Source organism: Pseudanabaena minima str. Chao 2107, assembly GCF_051131155.1.
GTDB lineage: Bacteria > Cyanobacteriota > Cyanobacteriia > Pseudanabaenales > Pseudanabaenaceae > Pseudanabaena > Pseudanabaena minima.
The window spans coordinates 3233859-3254925 of record NZ_CP159508.1 but is presented as its reverse complement, the minus strand read 5'-3'; the positions used below and the strand labels follow the sequence as shown (position 1 = coordinate 3254925).

Here is a 21067-nt window from a genome sequence, read left to right as displayed (position 1 = left end):
GCTCTTAATTTAACTCTCCACAATAAAAAAGAGATAGCACTCAATGCGTGCTATCTCTTTTTTATTGGTAATGTTCAGGACGGAGCTTTTCTAGCTGGACATTTGTGTAGTAGAAATTGAGAATGCGATCGTAAGTCCAGCCCATACGCGCCAAATTGTAAGCACCCGTCTGACTCATGCCGACACCATGCCCCAAACCACCACCAACAAAAGCATATCCAGTTAATACCTTATCTTGATAAATTGGCTCTAGTTTAAAAAACGTGCTGTCAGGCGGATCGAAAGCATCGATGATTTCATCTTTTTTGACGAGGATTTTGCCAGTATCAGTGGTTACTTCCATCTCTAAAACTCTTCCCGAAGCTGCTCTTTTGGAGACTCGTAATTGCTTAATCGCACTAAAGTTTGTTGTATTGTCTCCAGAGAAGCGTAAAAACTTTTTCAAAGATGTTTGTAACTCTTCTAGCGTACCAATTCTCCGCCACCGCAGATTTTTCCACCCTGCTTCATTAAACCCTTCTTGCCGCTCTAAAAATGCTTTCAAGTTCTTATCGTCACTAATATTTGCGGATCGCATATTGTCTGGACGCTTCGCAAGATCTAGTACCGATTGTAAATAGGGACGAGGTGTGCCATCCCAAATATCGTTATAGTTGGCGGTAATGCCCCCTGTAGTTGAGGAATACAGAGCATCGATCGCCCGATTGTTATAGGTTAGTACTAAGCCTCTGGTATCAGATATCGCCCGATCAGCTACTTCTGTTGTGTCTTCTAACCCTCGATAGACTTGGCATTGAGTATCAGCACAGAGTTCATAGTTATCGACTTTAAAACGGTGCAAACTAGCCAACACGTAAGTACGAGCTAAAATTGCTTGCGCTTGGACTGCGGCATAGGGAGCGTTATACCCAATTTCATGGGGAACCACACCACGCACATAGGTTTCCAAGGGAACATTATTAACTAGCGTAAAATTTTGGTGGGCATTAGATTGTAATTTGAGAGTACCTGCATAGGGGCGATTGCTAATTTCGGATTTATTCTCTCTTTGGTAGCTAACTTCGACAATTCCTGTACTGCTACTAACATCAAGGCGATCGCGATTATATCGAAAATCTCCGATGGTAAAGGAGGCGATCGCTTTTTGAGGCAATATACGGCGATCAAGTTGTACGGTTAAATTACCTTGCGATCGTAGGGTATAAAACATCAAATAGCGCAATAACATTGAGTCATAGACATCACGCTTTGTCCACACTTGCCAACGTCTTGGCTGAGCTATTTCTGTTTGAATACCTTTATCATTCCAATGGAAGGCACTTGCAGCCGCATTCTCAAAACTACGATGATTACTAAGAACGATCTTCTCTTCGAGAATTGGTGGCGATAATGGCTGTGATGCGACTTCGATCACTACGCGATCGCTTGTAATAGTTTGTGTAGTTTTACCATCAGCCGAGGGAAAAGAAAGTGTCAGTTGTCCACCTGATGTTGCTTTGAGGGTCAGACGATCTTGGGGTCTTTCTCCAAAACGCTGCACAATACCAATTTTTAAGATGGGATTGGAGTCAGATTGAGCTTGAACAAATTCACCTGCTGTGAGCGTAAATGAACAAATAGTCACTATTACGGTTTGGCGGATGATACCGAAAGTCTTTAGCATGTCAAGCCCAACATTTTCAGAAACTTAGACATTTTACACCTACTCTAGGATAATTTCCCCAATAGTAAGGGCTTTGCCATCAAATATGATGAAAGTCAGCTGTCGGCTAACTTTCATCAAAACTCTAAAATTGCACTCAGCTATGACATTTAGCAATATTGTTTCCCTGTTCATTGCCATGGTTGTCTTAGCGGCGATTCCTAGTCTCAGTGTGTTAACTGTAACTACAAGAGCAGCTACCTATGGATTTGTTGACGGCGTTTTCACAACCATTGGCTTAGTAACGGGAGATATTATTTTTATTTTGATCGCCATTTGGGGCTTATCGTTTCTTTCTGAAGCGATGGGAAGTCTCTTCATTGTGATCAAATACCTTGGTGGGGCTTATCTGGTATGGCTAGGAATTAGTCTATGTAGGTCAAAAGTGCAAGAGATGACGATTAAGAAGCCTGTAAATTCCTCTTTGTTTTCTAGTTTTGTAACGGGTTTAGTCATTACTTTAGGTGACCAAAAGGCGACATTATTCTATCTTGGCTTTCTGCCCGCCTTTCTTGATGTCTCGAAAATATCTTATTTAGATACGATCGCTGTTATCTTGGTTGCCACATTAGCTGTAGGTGGTGTCAAGCTTATGTATGCACTTATGGCAGATAAAGTGAGTGCGATCGCCAGTTCTAAAACCAAAAACAAAATCAACCTAGTTGCTGGCTGCGTAATGATTGCTGTAGGCATATTTGTAATTGTTAAAGCATAGTTTCTCAATTTTTAGTGATGCGGCTTTGCCGCATCACTAAAAATTTTACTGCGTGTCCTTTAGCTCTTAAATTTATTGAAACGAGTTACACTGACAGAATATTTGCTCATCATCATATAACCCATGACCTGTCCAGTTCCCAAAGACCAACAACCACTTAATGAATATATTGAACTTAAGGAAGCGTTCTTCTATCGTTGGGCAAAACTAGCGCGATCGCAATATTTGCGAGTGTTGTTGTTCATGTGGCTAGGATTTACCGTTGTTTTTGCGCCAGTGGCGATGAGCATCGAGTCCCCAAGCCGACATTTGTGGCAATTTATCTGTGTGGCGAGCATTGGCGGTGCAGTAGGTCTGATTTTGCCAGTGCTGCTGCTATTATCAGGGTGGAGTCATGTCAAGCAAAGGCTAGATAGTGCGAAGATTTTTTATGAAGAATCGGGTTGGTATGATGGGCAGACATGGGAAAAACCAGAAGCAGACCTAGCCAAGGATCGGTTGCTAGTCACTTACGAAATCAAACCAGTCATGACGAGATTACAAAAAACACTTTTGGGGATCATTGGGTTTCTCGCCCTTGGCTTTGGCTCTCTAAAGATTTTCGGCTAAATGCCATACACAAACAGCGACTTTTCGGGTTAATTTCAAACTATTTCCTAGAAAGGTCTTGCGGTGCGAACCCTCTCTAAAAGCCAAAACAGTAAAAGCCTCGCTTTGCGAGGCTTTTACTGTTTTGGCTTCTAAAATTTTGTAGATTATCCCGAACGCTCGTTAACATCAACGTCAGTTCGACGAAAGCGAAAAATGGTAAGAATCGCTAAGCGATTCTTACCATTTTTCGCCATTTGCGGCGTGCGAAGCACGCCGCAAATGGCTATATCGAACTCACGTTAACATTAACGAAAAAGTCTTTTGTAGTGAGAACTATATAACTGCGATCGCCCTTTTTCGACCTTATTGATATGGTTTAAAGCAGGACTAATCACAAATAGAGTTGTTCTAGTTAAGTTCTCTTTTTGTGTAACTGAAGCCATATTTGCAAGAGGAACTGTCAAAATTTTCTCATCATCCCAACCCAAGCGATAACAAATTGCTACTGTCGTATTGGCTGGATAATGTTCCATTAATTTTGCTTGGGCGTTCTCGACATGATGAGCGCTGAGATAGAGACATAGAGAGGCTTGGTGAGATGCAAGACTTGATAGATCTTCACGTTCAGGGACTTGAGTACGCCCACTAATGCGCGTGAGAATAATTGTCTGCACTAATTCAGGAACCGTTAGTTCTACTTGTAAACGAGCCGCAGCTAGTTGAAAAGCACTCACCCCAGGAATTATTTCAAAGGGAACTTGGGCTTCACTGAGAGCAACCATTTGTTCTTGAATAGCACCGTATAGACTAGGGTCGCCATCATGCAAACGGACTACTAATTTTTGCGATCGCACTCTGTCGATTATTATTTCCAAAATCTCTTCTAAAGATTTGCTCGCAGTAGGAATAATTTCGGCATCGGGGCGGCAAAATTGCAGCATTGAGTCAGGAATAAGCGAATTGGCATAAACGACCACATCAGCCTTGGTAAGCAGATTTCGCCCCTTAACAGTAATGAGGTCTGGGTCACCAGGTCCCGCACCAACAATATAAACTGGTTGCATTACAAAACCCTAAGATTAAAAACAACGCAAAGCGTTGTTTTTAATCTTAAACAACTAACTTCCCTAAGCGATCACATAAAATTGTTTTAACCTCAATCTGGCGATCCGTATATTTTTGGATATAGGCTGTGGTGCGTTGCGTAATTTGATCGGTGAGATATTGGAATATTTGGTGATCGTATCCATGCTCAACTAATACTCTATGCACAGCTTCAGCAGTGGATAGACTTTCTATTTCTTGAATTAGGTCAAATGGTAACTTCTGATTTACTGCGGCTCTAACTAAAATATCAATTCTGGCATCAGCTAAATGACTAGAAGTATTAAAAATTCCACCAGCGAGTTTTAACAATTTGCCATGATAGCCCACGATAGTGATTGAAGTTACGCCTAAGAGGGCTGCTTCTACTAACATTGCACCTAACCAATTGGCTGTCTGTACCAATTGCGAAGACTGAAATCCTAAATTTTGAGCAACTTGATAACCATTTGCACCAATATAAAAGACTATTTCTTGGGAATTTATAGCTTTGCTACGTAAATCTAAGCGAAACTCCTCCAATTTATCTTCAACAGAAAGTGGTTTTGATATTGCGGAAGTACCTAGTAAAGATAAGCCTTCTAAAATACCAAAAGCAGCATTAGAAGTACGTTTAGCCAATGCTCTACCTTCAGGTAAAATGAATCTAATTCTCGCAGTAATACCTTTTGGTAGTAATGGGATGAGATTCACTTCTGCTAAATCTCGCGCTAATTGATAGATCGCTGGTTTTCCATTAGCAGTTTTTCCTAAGCCTTCCCCTGCTTCTAAAATTATTCGCTCCCCACCAATTGTAGATTCTGTAGATTCTAATGTTACCCATGCCCAGATGGGCGTTCCTGCCGTCAGATCAAGGTTATCGCCTGGATCGCTGATTGCAATCGCTAGAGCAGTATTCTCATCAATAATTGCACTTTGGGCGATCGCCACTTCACCAGAACCAGAGTCTAATAAATCAAGGTTGACTGAAGTTACGATGTTTTTGTGTATAGCAGAAATTGCGGCTTTAGCAGCAGCGATCGCAAATACAGGCAGAGTATAACCAGATTTCATATGTGCAATTATAGCGCTCAAAAAAAGAGAGACAGTGCTAGGTGCTGTCTCTCTTTTTAGTTTATGTAGGTTACTTAGAAAATTAAGACTTAATCTTATCTTTGTGTTGAGGACAAGAGATGACTACACTAGCACCAACGACAAAACCTGTATATTCTTTCAACTTCGTGAGTTTATCTGCGGGCATGGAACTACCTTGCTTGTCAAATTCCTTTTCGAGCGCATCAATTAGAGTGGGGAAAGGCACGCCTTGATCCAAAGCCTTACAAGTTTCTGTTTCGACTAAACCGATATACTTAATGCCGTTAGTTGCATCGTACATTTCCTTGTACTCAGCATTTTCTTTGACCAAGGCATCAATATCTTTGGTCTTTCCTGTGGAAGGAGCATCTCCCTTAGTTGATGCGTCGGCTTTAGGGGATGCGTCAGCTTTAGGAGATGCATCGGCTTTAGGAGATGCATCGGCTTTAGGAGATGCATCAGCCTTAGGAGATGCATCAGCCTTAGGAGATTCGGAGGGACTAGCAGTAGGAGAGGCTGAAGCTGCCACTGACGGCGAAGGAGATGTTGTAGCACTAGGCTGCTGACATGAAGCTACTGCCAAAGCAACGGATAGAGGCAGTAACAAACGACCAGCGAAGTGTTTAAGCATATTTAATATTTAGGAGTAAGATTCATCAACCCAATAATACTACCTTAACCATATTGCACATATAGTACTTTTTGCTTCAACTTAAAACCACTAAATCAACAAACTTAAGATGGCAAAATCAAGCATATTCATCCCAATTTTGTAGTTTCGCTAAGTCTTTCATCTCTTTGCACTCAAATCCAAACAAAGAATTTTTGCAAGTGTTGCGAAGCAACACTTGCAAAAATTCTTTGTATAGCTAGCGTCAAGTGTTTTGGTATAAAAACAAAGAAGAGAATGGCGGCGCGAATCGCCGCCATTCTCTTCTTTGTTTTTGATTGTGTTCTAAAGCAAGTGACGACACCTACCTATAGTTAGTTGAATTGGTAATTGTTGTAATGCAAAAAACTAAGTAGCTGGGCTTAATTAAAATCTAAAACCAGAGGTTGTTCCGCCCGCTACGCGGGCGGAACAACCTTTTGGGTTTTTAGCTTACTTATGCCTAGCTACTTAGCAGTAATTTCTAAGAATTTTATTGATGATTGCGCCAAAAATAAGAGTTGGGCTTATTATTTAGAGTAGATTTTGGCTTTACATAGGTACACGAAGATTTATGTTTAATGCAACTGAACTCCTAATAGGTAACTTTGTTGAACAACTAAAGCTAGGATATCGCCGTACCTATGGTGGCTATCTACATGATTACGAAGATATCATCGGTTGGGCTGGCAATATGGCTCTGGAAAATATAGCCAATAGCGATGCGCTCTACCATAATGTCGAACATACGATTTTAGTAACGTTAGTTGGGCAAGAAATTTTACGCGGTAAACATATTCGTGAAGGTCGAGTCTCGCCTGAAGATTGGTTGCATTACATCATTTCTCTGGTTTGTCATGATATCGGCTATGTCAAAGGTGTTTGTCTTCAGGATGGTAATGGTAAGTTTGCCACGGGAATTGGTGATGCAATGGTGGAGTTGCCCGCAGGGGCTTCCGATGCGGGGTTAACGCCATATCATGTCGATCGCGCCAAACTATTTGTAAATCAACGCTTTGCCAATCACTCTTTGATTAAAGCCGAAAAAATTTGCCGCAATATTGAACTAACACGATTTCCTGTACCTAAAACTGGTGACCACCAAGATACGACACATTTTGCAGGGCTAGTGCGATCGGCAGATTTGATAGGACAACTTAGTGATCCGCGTTATCTCAAGAAAATAGGTGCTTTATTCTATGAATTTGAAGAAACTGGTGTAAATGCGGCTCTTGGATATGCCCACCCAGGGGATTTACGCCGAAACTATCCTAAGTTCTATTGGACAAGCGTATACCCATTTGTCAAAGATGCTCTTTACTATTTATCACTGACACAGCAGGGTCAAGAGATTGTGGCTCATCTCTATTCCAATGTGTTTGTAGTTGAGCATGAAAAGCCAGAATATCAGCCATAAACAAAGAAAGGACGTGAAACGTCCTCTCTTTGTTTATGAAGGCAGCACGCAGCGCCGCCTTCATTTATAACTTTAGATTTCTCTAGTGATACTTACAGTGTGGTTAAGAAAAAAAAGAATCAAGCATCTAGTATTTTGATCTGTCAAAAATCTGACTGTTGGCTACAGGGCGGTAAAGAGGTGTACCAGCGTTTGGAACAGGAATTGCGCGATCGCGGATGGAGCGATCGCATTCAAATTCAAAAAACGGGATGTCAAAATCATTGCCACCAAGCGCCTAATTTAATGATTATGCCTAATAAAGATCGCCATAGCTATGTCAAGCCGTCTCAGGTTAGTAGCTTACTAAATCGTTATTTTGGCTAGATAAGGGATGGGCGGCGCGAAGCGCCGTTCATCCTTGCCGCTTATTCCTATTGGGCTTTCAAAAAACTGGTGTTGGAGTTTCCAGTACCAAAGGTACTGGAAACTCCAACATCGGTTTCGTAATGAGAATTGCTGTCCCCTATATTATTTTGGCGATCGCTTCAACTATTTGCAGTAATATATAAGCTTATACTCGTTTGCCAGTACAACTCAAACCCAGTCAGGATTTTGAAATTGGTATCAGGCTAAACTAGGTTTGATAGTTTATAAGCATTTTATATAAGAAAGCGTGATTGATACTCGTCTCGATCTTTACCCTGCCTCTACAGTTCCTAATGGTTGGCCCGGACTGATATGTCGCTATGCGGATTATTTGCCAGTTACAGACCAAACGCCGATCGTAACTTTGCATGAAGGCAATACTCCGCTAATTCCCGCGATCGCGCTTAGTCAAAGACTAGGGCGCAATATCAAAGTCCTGCTCAAGTATGACGGACTCAACCCCACTGGCAGTTTTAAAGATCGCGGGATGACGATGGCGATCTCCAAGGCGAAGGAGGCAGGATCACAGGCGGTAATCTGCGCGAGTACAGGTAACACCTCCGCCGCTGCCGCCGCCTACGCCAAACGTGGTGGACTCAAAGCTTTTGTATTAATTCCCGATGGCAAGATTGCGCTCGGTAAGTTAAGCCAAGCTCTGATTTATGGAGCTGAAGTCATTGCGATCGATGGCAACTTTGACCAAGCCCTAGAAATTGTGCGGGAAATGTCGGAAAAATTCCCGATTACGTTAGTTAATTCCGTCAATCCTTACCGTTTAGAAGGACAGAAAACCGCCGCCTTTGAATTAGTCGAAGCGATCGGCGATGCTCCAGATTGGCTCTGTATCCCTATGGGTAATGCGGGTAATATTACCGCCTACTGGATGGGCTTCTCGCAGTATTACGCATCGGGCAAAGCCAAGAAACTGCCCCGCATGATGGGATTTCAAGCCGCAGGTTCTGCTCCTCTCGTTACAGGACAAGTCTTTGAAAAACCCGAAACGATCGCTACAGCGATTAGAATTGGCAATCCTGCGAACTGGGCAAAGGCACTCAAAGTCCGCGAAGAAAGTGGTGGCGAGTTCCACAGTGTCACCGATGTCGAGATTCTAGCAGCTTACAAGTTCTTAGCTGGGGAAGAAGGCGTTTTCTGTGAACCCGCTAGTGCCGCTTCTGTTGCAGGGTTACTGAAGGTCAGCGATCAAATTCCCTCTGGGTCAACGATTGTTTGTGTCCTCACAGGTAATGGCATTAAAGACCCTGACACAGCGATCGCCTGTGCCGAGTCCAAGTTACATAAGGGCATTGCTCCAGACATTACCAGCGTCGCTAAAGTAATGGGCTTTTAATTATGGCATTTCGCAACTGATATGTAAAAATGCTTGTTGATTTTTCATGTTGCCTGCGGCAACATGAAAAATCAGATATTTATCATTGTTCGTGAGATAACTACTCAAGTAAACTATGGCTCTTGGCAATGAAACTATTTCTCGGATCACTCTGGAGTCAAGCATCCTTAAACGTTGGACTGCTAACGATTATCGGCGCATGAGTGAATTAGGGATTTTGGATTGCAATGAGCGCACGGAACTACTTGACGGACAAATTACCTTAATGGCAGCCAAAGGAACGCCCCACGTTACTTCATTACATTTGCTTGCCAATGTTTTCCGCGATCGCCTTGGCAATTCGGCACTAGTTCGCACTCAAGATCCTATTCATTTAGATGATTTCTCGGAACCCGAACCAGATTTAGTGATCGCCCAAGGAACGGTTCTCGACTATACCGACCAACATCCATATCCTGAGCAAATCTATCTCATCGTAGAAGTTGCTGACTCCACATTAAAGCAGGATTGTGAAACCAAAGATAAACTCTACGCTAAAGCAGGTATTGCTGACTATTGGGTATTAGCTCCTCAAAAACGTCAATTGCATATCTTTCGCAAACCAACAGCAACTGGCTACATCGAACATCTCATTCTTTCCGAACCTAGCCAAGTTTCGCCTTTAGCATTTCCTGATTTGGCGATTAACCTAACTTCAATACTGCCTCCCATCTCATGAGTCTCAGCTCGCTAAAGCCCCGATTTTTGATATTTGAGGCTGTATAACGTCGCTCAAATTCAAGGCGATCTAAGCGATCGCCATTTTCCAGAATTGTTAACGTTGGCGGAGAATTGGCTATAACCATCGTGGTTACGAATCTTTTAGACGTAAACTAACTGAGTCACCGTGAGACGGTAAGCCTTCAGCTTCCGTGAGCAAAGCGATCGCCCCTGATACTTCTTTTAGGGCTTCAGGACTGTACTGGATCAAACTGGAATGCTTTAAGAAAGTCTCGACCCCAAGCGCTGACGAGTAACGCGCACCGCCACAGGTTGGCAAAGTATGATTTGGTCCTGCTAAGTAATCCCCCACAGCTTCGGGCGTAGAATGTCCGATGAAAATTGCCCCCGCATGACGGATTTGATCAACTAATTGCCAAGGCTCTTCGACCTCTAGTTCTAAATGTTCGGGAGCAAACTGGTTGGATAGTTCGGCAGCAGTCTTCAGGCTATCAACCACCACAATTAAGCCATAATGGGCGATCGCCTTTTCAGTCATCATCCGACGGGGATGATTTTCGAGCATCCGATTTACTTCTTCGGAGACACGATTGGCAAGGCGTGAATCATTGGTGAGCAGGATTGATGCTGCCATTTGATCATGCTCCGCTTGGGCAAGCATATCGGCAGCAACATAGGTGGGATTTGCGCTCGCATCAGCAATGATTAATACTTCCGAAGGACCTGCGATCGAATCAATACCCACACGACCGAATACTTGTTTTTTGGCAAGGGTGACATAAATATTGCCCGGACCTGTGATCACATCAACCTTAGGAATAGTTTCTGTGCCATAGGCTAAAGCAGCGATCGCCTGTGCGCCACCGACACGATAAATTTCTTCTACTCCAGCTACCTGTGCTGCCACAAGAATGGCAGGGTTAATCGTGCGCTCCTGACCGGGAGGAGTAACCATCACAATCTTTTTGACCCCTGCAACTTTCGCAGGTACAGCATTCATCAAAACGGTACTTGGATAAGCAGCTTTTCCCCCCGGAATATAAATACCCGCAGCATCGACAGGTGTATAGCGCTTACCTAAAACTACATCCTTGTCGCCAAAATGCACCCAGCTTTTGGGTACACGCATCTTATGAAATTCTTCGATACGCTGATGCGCCATCTCGATCGCTTTGAGCAGACCACCTTTGACCTGTTGATAAGCCGCATCAAGTTCCGATCCACTGACGCGCAGTTCCGCAGCCGTGAAGTCTTGACCATCAAATTCAGAGGTATAGTGCAGCAGGGCTGTATCGCCTTTGCGTCTTACCGTTTGAATGATTTCGGTGACGGTGGCTTCCTTGTGGATCATCTGATCGTCATAAATGCGATCGCAAATCCGCTTGATTTCGGATTCTGCTTCAGTTCTCTGGGTGACAATTCGTAGCATAGATTGTGACGTAAGAAGCGATGATTAATCCTAGCTTAACCTGTATTCCCGTAAGTTGTGTGACCTAAAATCCAAAAAAGAGAGCTAGGATTTTTAATACAGCGCTTTACGAGCAAATCCAAACCAAGAGATTTTTTGAAAGTGCTGCAAAGCAGCACTTTCAAAAAATCTCTTGGGATTTCGTTTAAAGGAAAAAAATGATCAGTCCCAATGACTTACAAACTTATATTGCAGGCGCAAAGCAACGAGCATCGCGTCCAATTCATGGGGGAAATCGTCAATGGGCGGCGAGTATGGCTGGTATATCACCAGAACAAATCTTAGATTTTTCGGCGAGTATTAATCCCCTTGGGACACCTAAATCAGCGATCGCTGCCATCCAATCCCATTTAACCGATCTCAGTCATTATCCTGACCCTGAATATACATCGCTCAGAGCAGCATTAGGAAAGTTTCATCAACTGTCACCAGAATGGATTTTGGCTGGCAATGGTGTGGCGGAGCTATTAACTTGGGTAGGGCGTGATCTTTCACAACTATCTTCAACGGTTCTATTTACACCAGCCTTTACCGACTACGATCGCGCTCTGAAAACTTTTGATTGCCAAGTAGAAAGATATCCATTGCAATTAAGCAATCAACAAGTCATTTTTGATAAAGATTTACCTGAAATCACCAATTCCCATAACAAAGGAATCCTCATTAATAATCCCCATAATCCCACAGGCTATTTATTTACAAGGAATAGCCTCCTTCCCTATCTAGAAAGATTTGCTCTCGTGGTGATTGATGAAGCTTTTATGGATTTCCTCACACCAGATCAGCAGCAAAGTTTAATCGATTTAGTTCCCTCTCATCCGAATTTAGTGATTTTGCGATCGCTTACTAAGTTTTACAGTTTGCCAGCATTGAGACTTGGCTATGCGATCGCTCATCCTGAACGCTTGCAACGCTGGCAAACATGGCGAGATCCTTGGTGTGTAAATAGTTTAGCTGTCGCCGCAGGAATTGTCGTATTAGAAGATGTGGAATTTCAGCAACAAACATGGGCATGGTTAAAAAGTGCTAAATCGCATCTATTTTCAGGTTTGTCACAAATAGCAGGTTTAAACCCATTACCAAATGCTGCAAATTATCTATTAGTTCAAACAGAAATAGCAGGTTCACTTTTACAGAAGGAACTATTGCAAGAAGATAAAATTCTCATTCGCGACTGTCTTAGTTTTCCTGAATTAGGCGATCGCTATTTTCGAGTAGCTGTACGTCTCGAACATGAAAATCAGCGATTGATAGAGGTACTAAGATGTCTATCCTAATCTCATTAAACAAATGTCAGTTTGATATTGGCATTTGTGTCTTGCAAAGCAAGGCGCAAATGCCGAAAAATTACTAAGCGATTTTTCCTGCTTTTTCCATTCATGTTGTGCGAATCACAGCGTAAATGGCAAGATCAAACTCACATTAAAATAAAGCTTTTGATTATTGCGATCGCACTTTATTGTAAAAGTTAAAATTACAGTTTTTGCTAACACTGCTAATGAGATTAATTAAACAAACAGCAAATATTTTGACCATACGGTATCTTCCTTGGGGAGTGTGGCTGTTTGGGAGCTTAATGGTCTGTTTAGGGATTATCGCTCTAACAAATGCAAAATTGATGACTTTATCTTGCACTCGTGACTTGCAGCAACCCACTCAAGGACAATGCACATTAACCAAATCTAATTGGTTGGGGCAGATTCAAAGCCAACGAAGCTTACAACTGCAACAGATTAAAGGGGCAAGTTTCTTTCCTGTAGGTAGTAGTAAGGGTCGCAAGATCTATGAGATTTATTTAACTACATCACAGGAATATGTACCCTCTTCTATTAGGGCATGGGAAGAAATGCAGTCTGAAGTTAGGCGAATAGAAGCTTTTCTGAAAGACTCTCTACAACCTCAAGTAACATTGCAGGAAGACGATCGATTTTTCTCTTATTTTATAGGCTTGGTAATAGTGATAATAGCTGTAGGTATAAACATCCTATTTGGCGGAATTTCAACGCTTAGTCTTAATAAGATAACTAAGAAATTGACACTAAAAAAACAAGGCGGTTTAGGAACAAAAATCTTTGAGTGTGGTCTAAATCAAATCGATAAAGTGATCGTAACCAGCAGTAAAGTTAGACTACATGAATATCACGTTCTAATGATTGTATTGAAAGCAAATACAGCATTGCAACAAACAAATATAAGACAAGTCATCTTTGGGCTTTTCTTTCAAGGTATTGTAGGTTCAGTAATAATTTTGCGTCCTCCGTCTTTGTTTTTTAGTCGCAAAAGTGATTATGAAAAATGTGCAAAGCAAATTCTTGACTTTCTCCATACAGGAGGCTATCTCCAAGAGAATAGTGACAGGAAATAATCTGCTATAACTTGTTATAAAACAAGATAAATCACCAAATACTTGATAGATATTTCCTTTATGCGGTTTCCATTATGTGTTAAGACTAATAACTAACCCTTGCACTTAGCGTTAACCTATGAGTATCAACTTTGGTTAAATAGGACTTGACATTATATGATAAAGTTATGAAAAGCAGTAGATAGAATAAGTCTTTGGAACTGACATAAAAACAACTTTTAGTTAAACGCTTAGCGTAGCCAATGCGATTCAACTCAAACGTTATGTTTAGACTGCGAGCATTGATTGAAACCAAGATATTATCGAGAGGAAGATTTGTGAAAATTAGATTTTTTCGTTGCACAATTCCCCTTAGTTTGTTTTTTCTGTTAACGATTGTCTTTAGTTACTCTGCTCAGGCAACTTCTATTCGTTTGGGAAACTTTAAATTTGAGAATCGATCTCCCATCTACTACTCCAATGGACAAGGTCACTATTGTTGGTATGAGAATATGGAAAGTTTTTCTAGGCTTGCTGGTAACTCAAAATGGACAACCTTGCGTGGAAAATTAGTTGATTACGATATGACATATGATGGGATATGTACTGGTGGCGAAAGTAGACCATCGACTCACCCTGATCCAACACCTATTCGTTTAGGAAACTTTAAATTCAAAAATCGATCTCCCATTTACTACTCCAATGGACAAGGTCATTACTGTTGGTATGAGAATATGCAAAGTTTTTCTAGACTTACTGGTAATGCTGGATTTAGGATTCAGGGTAGCCGATTGAGCAACTATGGAAATGTATATGATGGGATATGTACTGGTGGCGAAAGTAGACCAACTTCTCATCCTGATCCAAACTTTTAGCGTAATCGCCGCCTAATTTAAGTTTTGGCTAAAAAATGAAGTTGCAGGAGGATTTGGAAGGAGACGATAAACCAAAATAGTAAAAGCCTCGCTTCGCGAGGCTTTTACTATTTTGGTTTCTAGAAAGGGTTCGCAACGCGAACCCTTTCTAGAAACAAGTTTAAAATTAACCCGAACTGAGGTTAAATAGAGTAAGGCTAATAATTTCTGGTACAAAGATAACTCAGTGTAGATCATTGGAAATATGCTCATTCCAGAACAAATTCAACTGATGGCAATCCTGCGATCGCTGATTCAGCTTACTGAGAGTGAGGCAAATCAAGCTGTTCGTATATTTCAACTCAGTACCTTGAACCAAGGAGAATTTTTTGTTCGTGCGGGGGATATTCCTCAGACAATTGGATTTGTCATATCTGGTATTCTGCGCCTATACTATGTAGATGATGGTGGTAATGAATCTACGAAGTCATTTTGTGATGAAAATAGTTTTGTGGCAGCGTATAGCGCATTGCTCATGAGACAGCCTTCTCGACTGTTTATTCAAGCGTTAGAAGATTCCAAGATCTTGGTTGCCGATTATTCCACTTATCGATCGCTGTCAGAATCTCAGATAAAATTGCAGCAGTTGAATTGCAAAATTGCAGAATCCCTCTTCATTAAAAAAGAACGACGAGAAAGCGCTTTGCTATTGGATGATGCTAAAACTCGCTACCTCAGTTTTTTAGAGGAATATTCGGGATTAGAAGTGCGGCTCAAACAACATCACATCGCTTCCTATCTTTGGATGACTCCAGTGACCTTAAGTCGAATTCGTGCTCAACTAAAATCTCTTTAACCTAATGTCATTTTCTGCCATTTGCGGCGTGCTTAGCACGCCGCAAATGGCGATATCAAACTCACGTTAACCTATCGCATTAACATAGGTTAATGCTTTCTCACAAGATTCCGCCTACAGTGGCTAAAAATGTCATTGATGAGGAAATGTTGTGAAGACTTCTAACCACACTGTTCTGATTACAGGCGGAACATCAGGAATTGGATTGGCTTTGGCTAAACGATTTCTGATGGCGGATAATACTGTGATCGTTACAGGAACGAATGTTCAAAAGGCAGAAGCCGTAAAGTATGATTTGCCTGCGCTGACTGTTGAACTTGCTGACATGCGTGATCGTCAAGCCCTCGAAAAGCTTGTATATCGCTATCCTGATGTCAATATTCTAATTAATAATGCAGGTGTTCAGTACAACTATAACTTTGCCGATCCTGCGATCGCACCTACACAAATTTCAACTGAACTCGATATCAATTTGCTCAGCCCTTTGTATCTGACTAAGCTATTTTTGCCTCAATTTTTAAGTCATCGGACGGCTGCCATTATGAATGTGTCGTCTGGCTTAGGCATCGTACCAAAGCAGAGTGCACCAGTTTATTGTGCTAGCAAAGCTGCAATACATAGTTTTACCAAGACGTTGCGCTGGCAACTGGAAGGAACGTCGGTGCGAGTATTTGAGATTATTCCGCCACTGGTAGATACTACCATGACGAAAGGAAGGGGACGCGGCAAAATTACGACGAAGACATTGGTGCAAGAATTCTGGCGTGATTTTGGCAACGATTGCTATGAGATGCGAATTGGGAAAACGAAATTGCTCTTTGTGCTTCAGCGTTTCATGCCATCGCTTGCAGAGCGAATTATGCGTCTTGGACTCTAATCATTTATTTTTACAAGAAGAGACTTATGCATAAACAACTTACTAGTTTGGTATGATTCTGCTTCTTTTGAGTGGTTTTTTCATGATGCTTGCAGTTCCCAATTTATGCAATCCCGATGGAAAGGTATCTATGTAATCGTTTGCAGGATTTGGGAATAGAATCTTAATTGTATGTGCGAGGAGTGTACACTCGTATGCGATCGCCTAATTCTAAAATCTTAGTCTTGCTAGAACCAACGATAATCACCGTTTGCATATCTGCAAGTTCAGGCTCTAATTCTGCAAGTGTAATCACTTTCACATTTTCGCCTTTACGTCCCATTTTATGACCAAGAATTACTGGTGTATTAGGCGATCGCCATCTTAATAATGTCTCTTTGGCGGCTGGGAGTTGCCATTTACGCTGTGTAGAAATGGGATTATAAATTGCAATTACAAAATCAGCTTGGGCAGCGGCAGACAACCTCTGCTCGATAATTTCCCAAGGCTTGAGAATGTCTGAGAGTGAAATAGTACAGAAATCATGTCCGATGGGTGCACCAATAGCGGCGGCGGCAGCTTGGACGGCAGATATGCCAGGAGCAACATGGATATGGATATGGTTCCATTTGGGACGATCTTGATCAACTACTTCAAATACGGCGGAAGCCATGCCATAGATTCCTGCATCTCCCGATGAAACTACGACTACAGATTTGCCGTCATTAGCTAGTTCTAAGGCGTGACGAGCGCGATCTAGCTCGACACGATTATCAGAAGCATGGATAGTTTTTCCTTTAGTAAATTCTTTAACTAGATTTACATAGGTTTTATAGCCAACAAAATCTGTAGCCGCTTCTAAAATCGCTTTTACTTCGGGTGACATCCATTTAGCGGCTCCCGGTCCTGTACCAATTATGGAAACCATACCTGTAGTCTGTGAATTTGGAGAGAATCCTGTTTGATATAGCAAGTACTTAGAACTTAGTTTAGAAGCGATCGCCTCTGGTTCCACTTCCTCAGAAATTACTTCTATTTGATGTGTAGCGTCATCGTCAAAGGGAAGATTGCTATCACTTAACCAAGTTGCCTCACCGATGAGTTTGACCCTTGCTCCTGCTAATAAATCCGCTAAAAAAGTCTTTGCCTGTTCATCGGAATTTAACAACCGATAATTAGCAGGTGGGGCTAACAATGAAATTTGAAAGCGCAAATCGCCTGTGGTTGTGATTGCTGGCTGGACTTGAAGTGATTTGGCGATCGCTCTGGCAAGTTCATTTGCCCCATTCAGTCCACCTAAGAGAGGCACTACGGCGCTACCATCTTCGGCAATCGCGATTACGGGTGGTTCAGCACGTTTGTCTGAGAGTAAGGGAGCTAGTGATCGAATGAGAATTCCTGCGGCACAAATGCCAATAATTGGATGTCCTTGGCTAAATAATTCGCTGACGGTTTCGCTGAATTTGTCATATTGGCGATCAGCGGTTTGGGTACGTGATGCAAGTCCATAACTTGTGGCGTTAGGAATTACGGTTTGAATTTGTCTGGCGATCGCAATACTTTTTTCTCCTAAGCTAATAATTACAGGCGATTTCATTTGTTTTTGCTATTTAGTTGCTATTTTTTACTATTTATCTAGTGCTATTGATGTAGCCCCAAATATTGTAATTGGTTCTATAGCTGTCGCCATTCTTGTTAGGACATAAAACCCAAATAGTGTGAGGCGGCGCGAAGCGCCGCCTCACACTATTTGGGTTTTGATTTGTCCTGATACAGATTGCTATAGCTATAGTTGGAGGGAATAAAAATCTCTATATGCACATTTCGTTTTGTATAGAGTTGATTGACTTAAATTTTTGATTTAGCTATATTTTAGATTTATATATAAAATTAAAATTCCCTTTAAAATCACTTTACCTCAAAAATTTAGTGAACCATCCCAACCCTAGCCTTAAAGAAATTAAACAGTGGTTAAATGAGTTGCCAACAATTGAAGATCTAAAGCAAGTCCCTGGGTTTGAGATTAGTAAGCCATATTATTTTGTGAGGATGGGTAGTAGATGGCATATTGGTAAAGAGAACTCGTATGTTGACGTCAAAAATATTGCAGGTAAGCCAGATAATATTCAGTGTTTCGCGGATGGTCCTGATATCAACAAAAGACTTGTTGGGAGAAGAGATAGTGAATCTCCTCTACTAAACACTATCAGAATCCAAGCTGTAAAAAGAGAGTTAGATAATTTAGACAAATTTCTATGCAAGATTGGTATACGCAAAGAATTTGTAGGATTTACATGGGAGAAAAGCCCACAAGAAATCTATGAGAAACAAATTGAAGATTACAAAAAATTACATAATATACATAATAAAACCGAAACAATATTGAGCTTTTGCTTATGCCTAATTTTAGTTTTTGAAGTAACAATAATTTATTTGAATCAAAGAAAATCCGATTCTTTAGATACGCAAAGTTACATACAGTTAAATGCCAATATCATCAACAGACTCAATCTAGAATATCAAAAACTACCATCCAAAAGAAAGATATTATTTTTACGAAGAACAGGGTTATCTATAGTATCAGATTCGGAATCTGATCTAGAAAGTAAACCATTGCCAGAGTTTATCTCAAGGTACTTCAATACAAAACAACTGTTGAATGAGGATAAAGACCAAAAGACTTTATTTTTAAAAAATTTGTTAAACGAAATTAGAAAACTTTCTAAAAACAAGAGCTAGCTGGCATCTGTCATCAATAAACGCATAGCCATCATTGCAAATAGCAAAGCTGCGATCGCCTTGAGTATTTTGGTTGGCAAAAGGACGGAAATGCTGTCACCCAAAAACACCCCAATCGAGCTAGCTACTAGCAGGGCTGCGGCTGAGCCAATAAAAACAAACCTAGGAGCCGTTGAGCTACCACTTAAACTCAAGGTTGCTAATTGGCTTTTGTCACCTAATTCAGACAAAAAAATCGTACCAAAGCTTAGAAATAGTAATTGCCAATCCATATTTTTTAAGCGATCGCTTCCCACAATAAACTAAGTGACAAAATTAGAAAACTTAAGCCAGCTAAGGTATTCAGCAAACTTGGTGAGAAAGTTTTAGCTAGCCATTTACCTGCGATTACGCCTAATAAGCTAGTGGAGACTAGGGCGATCGCGGCTCCAGCAAATACAATCCAAGGCTGATGTGACTGAGCCGACATCACTAAAACACTTAGTTGGGTTTTGTCCCCAACTTCCGCAAGAAATACCGTAATAAAAGTTGTGGTAACAATTTGCCAATGTTCAGATTTCATCTGAGATTTTACTGGTGATGTCATTATTACTTGAGCTTGCTCAAGCTCTTGGTTATTCAATTCAGGCTTTGCAGACATCATTTATAAGCATTATTCAATCTTTCATAATCATTTCATAGTTTACACCAAATCCCAAAATGGCAACGCCATTTTGGGATTTGTTACTATTTCACGATTTCATTGCGATCGCTATCTTGCCAAGGTGTTTCTGCAAAGCTAGCAGTTGGTAATTTGGCTAAACCCCATTTAGCAACTAAAGCTTGTAAGACGCGATCCTGCGATCGGTGAAAAGTATCAATATCACCCTCGCCTCGATTGACGATCGCAAACCAAATTGCACCATGCTCTTGAGTTTGGACGATCCCTGCTAAGGAGCTGACATCAGAGAGAGTGCCAGTTTTGACGATTGCTCCTTTCGGCATTTTACGTCCTTCGATCGTACCGCAATTGCAATCACTGACTGGAAAGAGATCGGCTAGGGTTAACCCCTCAACTTGAGCGCGATTATGAATAGCCATCAGGATCGCCACTGTTGCGCGAGGGGAAATTTGATTGCCTTGTCCTAGCCCTGACCCATTAATTAGTCTTATTTCCGAAATTGGTATCCCTGTCGCATTAGCTGCGATCGCCGCAACTTGTCTCCCACCTCCCATTTGAGCCGCAAGGGTTTCTGACATTTCATTATTGCTAAAGGTATTCATCCGCTTCAGGATTTGCCAAAGGGGTAGCGATGCATGACGGATCAACAATTTGCGGGTAGAAACATTATCTACAGCAAGATTTGGCACAATTCGTACATTCCCCAAAATCACTAGCTGCGGTTTGGGCGTTCCCACAGGCATCGTTGCGTATTGCTCCGCAACTTCACCCTGCCATCGGCTGCTATCAAAGGCAAGACGCAGAAAGTTTGCTGATTCTTGGAGATCAGACTCGAAATTCATAGAAAATCGACCTGTAATAATCAAATTGCCCTGAACGCGCTTAATGCCTATTTGATTAAGTTTATTGCCAAGGGCGATCGCCTCCTCCCATACAAAAAATGGATCACCACTGCCTTCAATAATCAGATCCCCTCTGAGAGTATCGCCTGTGAGGTTGCCTGTAGTACTAATATTCGTAATAAAGCGATAATTTGATCCCCAAGTTTGTAACGCTGCTAAGGTGGTGACATTTTTAGTCAGTGAAGCTGAGGGCAATGGGCGACTTGACAAACGCCCTGAAGCGATCGCTCCATCATGGGACTGAATCCAAACGCCTTGATCAGGACTAGTTATCCCTGCTTGCTTGAGATCGCTGAGCATCGTTGCGATCGCTTGTTTCGCGATGGGATCAGACTGATTATTGGCAATCTCTTCTGAGGCTAGGACTGGACGAGTAGCGTAGCTCATCACTGATCGAGGTACTGCGGCAACTTCACGACCATCGAGAACTTGGGTCGAAACCGATAACAGCAAAGCACCAACGAGACTCCACGTAGTCATAAAGAAATCCGCAATTAGAATGATTGTGCTTGTGTTGGATTTGCCAACACAAGCACAATCATTCTAGTGCAGCAATTCTCATTATAAAAATCGATTTATTGTTTCTAGCGCCAAAGGCGCTAGAAACAATAAAACCGATTTTTTGAAAGCTTGCCGAAGGCGAGCTTTCAAAAAATCGG

The 21067-nt window shown here is 41.6% G+C and carries 21 protein-coding genes; 12 read left to right on the top strand and 9 right to left on the bottom strand.

The genetic code is table 11. The annotated features are described in order from the left end of the window. Positions 1 to 61: 61 nt before the first annotated feature. On the bottom strand, positions 62 to 1663 hold the full coding sequence (locus ABM313_RS14845) for a SpoIID/LytB domain-containing protein (RefSeq protein ID WP_434683960.1): 1602 nt from the start codon (positions 1661 to 1663) through the stop codon (positions 62 to 64). A gap of 142 nt (positions 1664 to 1805) precedes the next feature. Between ABM313_RS14845 and ABM313_RS14840 the strand changes: the two genes are divergently transcribed. Both ABM313_RS14840 and ABM313_RS14835 read left to right on the top strand, forming a co-directional pair. After that, entirely contained in the window at positions 1806 to 2417 is a 612-nt protein-coding gene (locus tag ABM313_RS14840) for a LysE family translocator (RefSeq protein WP_434683959.1), read from the top strand. Between the two features lie 123 nt (positions 2418 to 2540). Beyond that, positions 2541 to 3026: a CGLD27 family protein gene (locus ABM313_RS14835; RefSeq protein WP_434683958.1), complete on the top strand. Its 486-nt coding sequence runs from the start codon at positions 2541 to 2543 to the stop codon at positions 3024 to 3026. Between the two features lie 287 nt (positions 3027 to 3313). Here ABM313_RS14835 and cobM read toward each other — a convergent pair whose 3' ends face one another. The 3 genes from cobM to ABM313_RS14820 form a co-directional block, all read right to left on the bottom strand. Continuing rightward, complete coding sequence (cobM, locus tag ABM313_RS14830) at positions 3314 to 4072, bottom strand: precorrin-4 C(11)-methyltransferase (protein ID WP_434683957.1); 759 nt, start codon at positions 4070 to 4072, stop codon at positions 3314 to 3316. A gap of 46 nt (positions 4073 to 4118) precedes the next feature. After that, positions 4119 to 5165 (bottom strand): cobalt-precorrin-5B (C(1))-methyltransferase CbiD, encoded by a 1047-nt coding sequence (gene cbiD / locus ABM313_RS14825; RefSeq protein ID WP_434683956.1) that lies wholly within the window; start codon positions 5163 to 5165, stop codon positions 4119 to 4121. A gap of 82 nt (positions 5166 to 5247) precedes the next feature. Beyond that, complete coding sequence (locus tag ABM313_RS14820; protein WP_434683955.1) at positions 5248 to 5817, bottom strand: hypothetical protein; 570 nt, start codon at positions 5815 to 5817, stop codon at positions 5248 to 5250. Positions 5818 to 6409: 592 nt separating this feature from the next. Between ABM313_RS14820 and ABM313_RS14815 the strand changes: the two genes are divergently transcribed. The 4 genes from ABM313_RS14815 to ABM313_RS14800 all read left to right on the top strand — a co-directional run bounded on the left by ABM313_RS14815 (position 6410) and on the right by ABM313_RS14800 (position 9726). Beyond that, positions 6410 to 7252, top strand: coding sequence for an Npun_R2479 family HD domain-containing metalloprotein (locus ABM313_RS14815; protein WP_434683954.1), 843 nt, complete (start codon positions 6410 to 6412; stop codon positions 7250 to 7252). A 99-nt stretch (positions 7253 to 7351) separates the two neighbouring features. Continuing rightward, positions 7352 to 7618 carry a (2Fe-2S) ferredoxin domain-containing protein gene (locus ABM313_RS14810; protein ID WP_434683953.1) on the top strand — a complete coding sequence of 89 codons (267 nt, stop codon included), beginning with the start codon at positions 7352 to 7354 and terminating at the stop codon, positions 7616 to 7618. 289 nt (positions 7619 to 7907) lie between these two features. After that, positions 7908 to 9008, top strand: coding sequence for a threonine synthase (gene thrC / locus ABM313_RS14805; RefSeq protein WP_434683952.1), 1101 nt, complete (start codon positions 7908 to 7910; stop codon positions 9006 to 9008). A gap of 115 nt (positions 9009 to 9123) precedes the next feature. Next, a complete protein-coding gene (locus ABM313_RS14800; protein WP_434683951.1) occupies positions 9124 to 9726 on the top strand; it encodes a Uma2 family endonuclease in 603 nt (200 codons plus the stop codon). A gap of 132 nt (positions 9727 to 9858) precedes the next feature. Here ABM313_RS14800 and hisD read toward each other — a convergent pair whose 3' ends face one another. After that, positions 9859 to 11157 (bottom strand): histidinol dehydrogenase, encoded by a 1299-nt coding sequence (gene hisD / locus ABM313_RS14795; RefSeq protein WP_434683950.1) that lies wholly within the window; start codon positions 11155 to 11157, stop codon positions 9859 to 9861. Between the two features lie 197 nt (positions 11158 to 11354). On the opposite strand from hisD, the gene cobD reads away from it, so the two are divergent. From cobD to ABM313_RS14770, 5 genes are all read left to right on the top strand, one after another. Further along, positions 11355 to 12473 (top strand): threonine-phosphate decarboxylase CobD, encoded by a 1119-nt coding sequence (gene cobD, locus ABM313_RS14790; protein ID WP_434683949.1) that lies wholly within the window; start codon positions 11355 to 11357, stop codon positions 12471 to 12473. Between the two features lie 221 nt (positions 12474 to 12694). Beyond that, positions 12695 to 13561: a hypothetical protein gene (locus ABM313_RS14785; protein WP_434683948.1), complete on the top strand. Its 867-nt coding sequence runs from the start codon at positions 12695 to 12697 to the stop codon at positions 13559 to 13561. Positions 13562 to 13878: 317 nt separating this feature from the next. Beyond that, a complete protein-coding gene (locus ABM313_RS14780) occupies positions 13879 to 14415 on the top strand; it encodes a hypothetical protein (RefSeq protein WP_434683947.1) in 537 nt (178 codons plus the stop codon). Positions 14416 to 14659: 244 nt separating this feature from the next. After that, positions 14660 to 15250 (top strand): Crp/Fnr family transcriptional regulator, encoded by a 591-nt coding sequence (locus ABM313_RS14775; protein ID WP_434683946.1) that lies wholly within the window; start codon positions 14660 to 14662, stop codon positions 15248 to 15250. A 151-nt stretch (positions 15251 to 15401) separates the two neighbouring features. Next, a complete protein-coding gene (locus ABM313_RS14770) occupies positions 15402 to 16127 on the top strand; it encodes an SDR family oxidoreductase (protein ID WP_434683945.1) in 726 nt (241 codons plus the stop codon). Positions 16128 to 16290: 163 nt separating this feature from the next. Here ABM313_RS14770 and cobJ read toward each other — a convergent pair whose 3' ends face one another. After that, on the bottom strand, positions 16291 to 17703 hold the full coding sequence (gene cobJ, locus ABM313_RS14765) for a precorrin-3B C(17)-methyltransferase (RefSeq protein ID WP_434683944.1): 1413 nt from the start codon (positions 17701 to 17703) through the stop codon (positions 16291 to 16293). A gap of 332 nt (positions 17704 to 18035) precedes the next feature. Between cobJ and ABM313_RS14760 the strand changes: the two genes are divergently transcribed. After that, positions 18036 to 18845 (top strand): hypothetical protein, encoded by an 810-nt coding sequence (locus ABM313_RS14760; protein WP_434683943.1) that lies wholly within the window; start codon positions 18036 to 18038, stop codon positions 18843 to 18845. Here the strand turns inward: ABM313_RS14760 and ABM313_RS14755 are convergent. From ABM313_RS14755 to ABM313_RS14745, 3 genes are all read right to left on the bottom strand, one after another. After that, positions 18842 to 19117 (bottom strand): TMEM165/GDT1 family protein, encoded by a 276-nt coding sequence (locus ABM313_RS14755; protein WP_434683942.1) that lies wholly within the window; start codon positions 19115 to 19117, stop codon positions 18842 to 18844. The two genes, ABM313_RS14760 and ABM313_RS14755, sit on opposite strands and share 4 nt — an antisense overlap. 5 nt (positions 19118 to 19122) lie before the next feature. After that, on the bottom strand, positions 19123 to 19488 hold the full coding sequence (locus tag ABM313_RS14750) for a TMEM165/GDT1 family protein (protein WP_434683941.1): 366 nt from the start codon (positions 19486 to 19488) through the stop codon (positions 19123 to 19125). A gap of 83 nt (positions 19489 to 19571) precedes the next feature. Further along, positions 19572 to 20888, bottom strand: coding sequence for a D-alanyl-D-alanine carboxypeptidase (locus ABM313_RS14745; RefSeq protein ID WP_434683940.1), 1317 nt, complete (start codon positions 20886 to 20888; stop codon positions 19572 to 19574). Between the last annotated feature and the right edge of the window lie 179 nt (positions 20889 to 21067).

Coding starts and splice junctions, on each gene's coding strand:
- ABM313_RS14845 (WP_434683960.1), bottom strand. CDS start 1,663: ATGCTAAAGACTTTCGGTATCATCCGCCAAACCGTAATAGTGACTATT.
- ABM313_RS14840 (WP_434683959.1), top strand. CDS start 1,806: ATGACATTTAGCAATATTGTTTCCCTGTTCATTGCCATGGTTGTCTTA.
- ABM313_RS14835 (WP_434683958.1), top strand. CDS start 2,541: ATGACCTGTCCAGTTCCCAAAGACCAACAACCACTTAATGAATATATT.
- cobM (WP_434683957.1), bottom strand. CDS start 4,072: ATGCAACCAGTTTATATTGTTGGTGCGGGACCTGGTGACCCAGACCTC.
- cbiD (WP_434683956.1), bottom strand. CDS start 5,165: ATGAAATCTGGTTATACTCTGCCTGTATTTGCGATCGCTGCTGCTAAA.
- ABM313_RS14820 (WP_434683955.1), bottom strand. CDS start 5,817: ATGCTTAAACACTTCGCTGGTCGTTTGTTACTGCCTCTATCCGTTGCT.
- ABM313_RS14815 (WP_434683954.1), top strand. CDS start 6,410: ATGTTTAATGCAACTGAACTCCTAATAGGTAACTTTGTTGAACAACTA.
- ABM313_RS14800 (WP_434683951.1), top strand. CDS start 9,124: ATGGCTCTTGGCAATGAAACTATTTCTCGGATCACTCTGGAGTCAAGC.
- hisD (WP_434683950.1), bottom strand. CDS start 11,157: ATGCTACGAATTGTCACCCAGAGAACTGAAGCAGAATCCGAAATCAAG.
- cobD (WP_434683949.1), top strand. CDS start 11,355: ATGATCAGTCCCAATGACTTACAAACTTATATTGCAGGCGCAAAGCAA.
- ABM313_RS14785 (WP_434683948.1), top strand. CDS start 12,695: ATGAGATTAATTAAACAAACAGCAAATATTTTGACCATACGGTATCTT.
- ABM313_RS14775 (WP_434683946.1), top strand. CDS start 14,660: ATGCTCATTCCAGAACAAATTCAACTGATGGCAATCCTGCGATCGCTG.
- cobJ (WP_434683944.1), bottom strand. CDS start 17,703: ATGAAATCGCCTGTAATTATTAGCTTAGGAGAAAAAAGTATTGCGATC.
- ABM313_RS14755 (WP_434683942.1), bottom strand. CDS start 19,117: ATGGATTGGCAATTACTATTTCTAAGCTTTGGTACGATTTTTTTGTCT.
- ABM313_RS14750 (WP_434683941.1), bottom strand. CDS start 19,488: ATGATGTCTGCAAAGCCTGAATTGAATAACCAAGAGCTTGAGCAAGCT.
- ABM313_RS14745 (WP_434683940.1), bottom strand. CDS start 20,888: ATGACTACGTGGAGTCTCGTTGGTGCTTTGCTGTTATCGGTTTCGACC.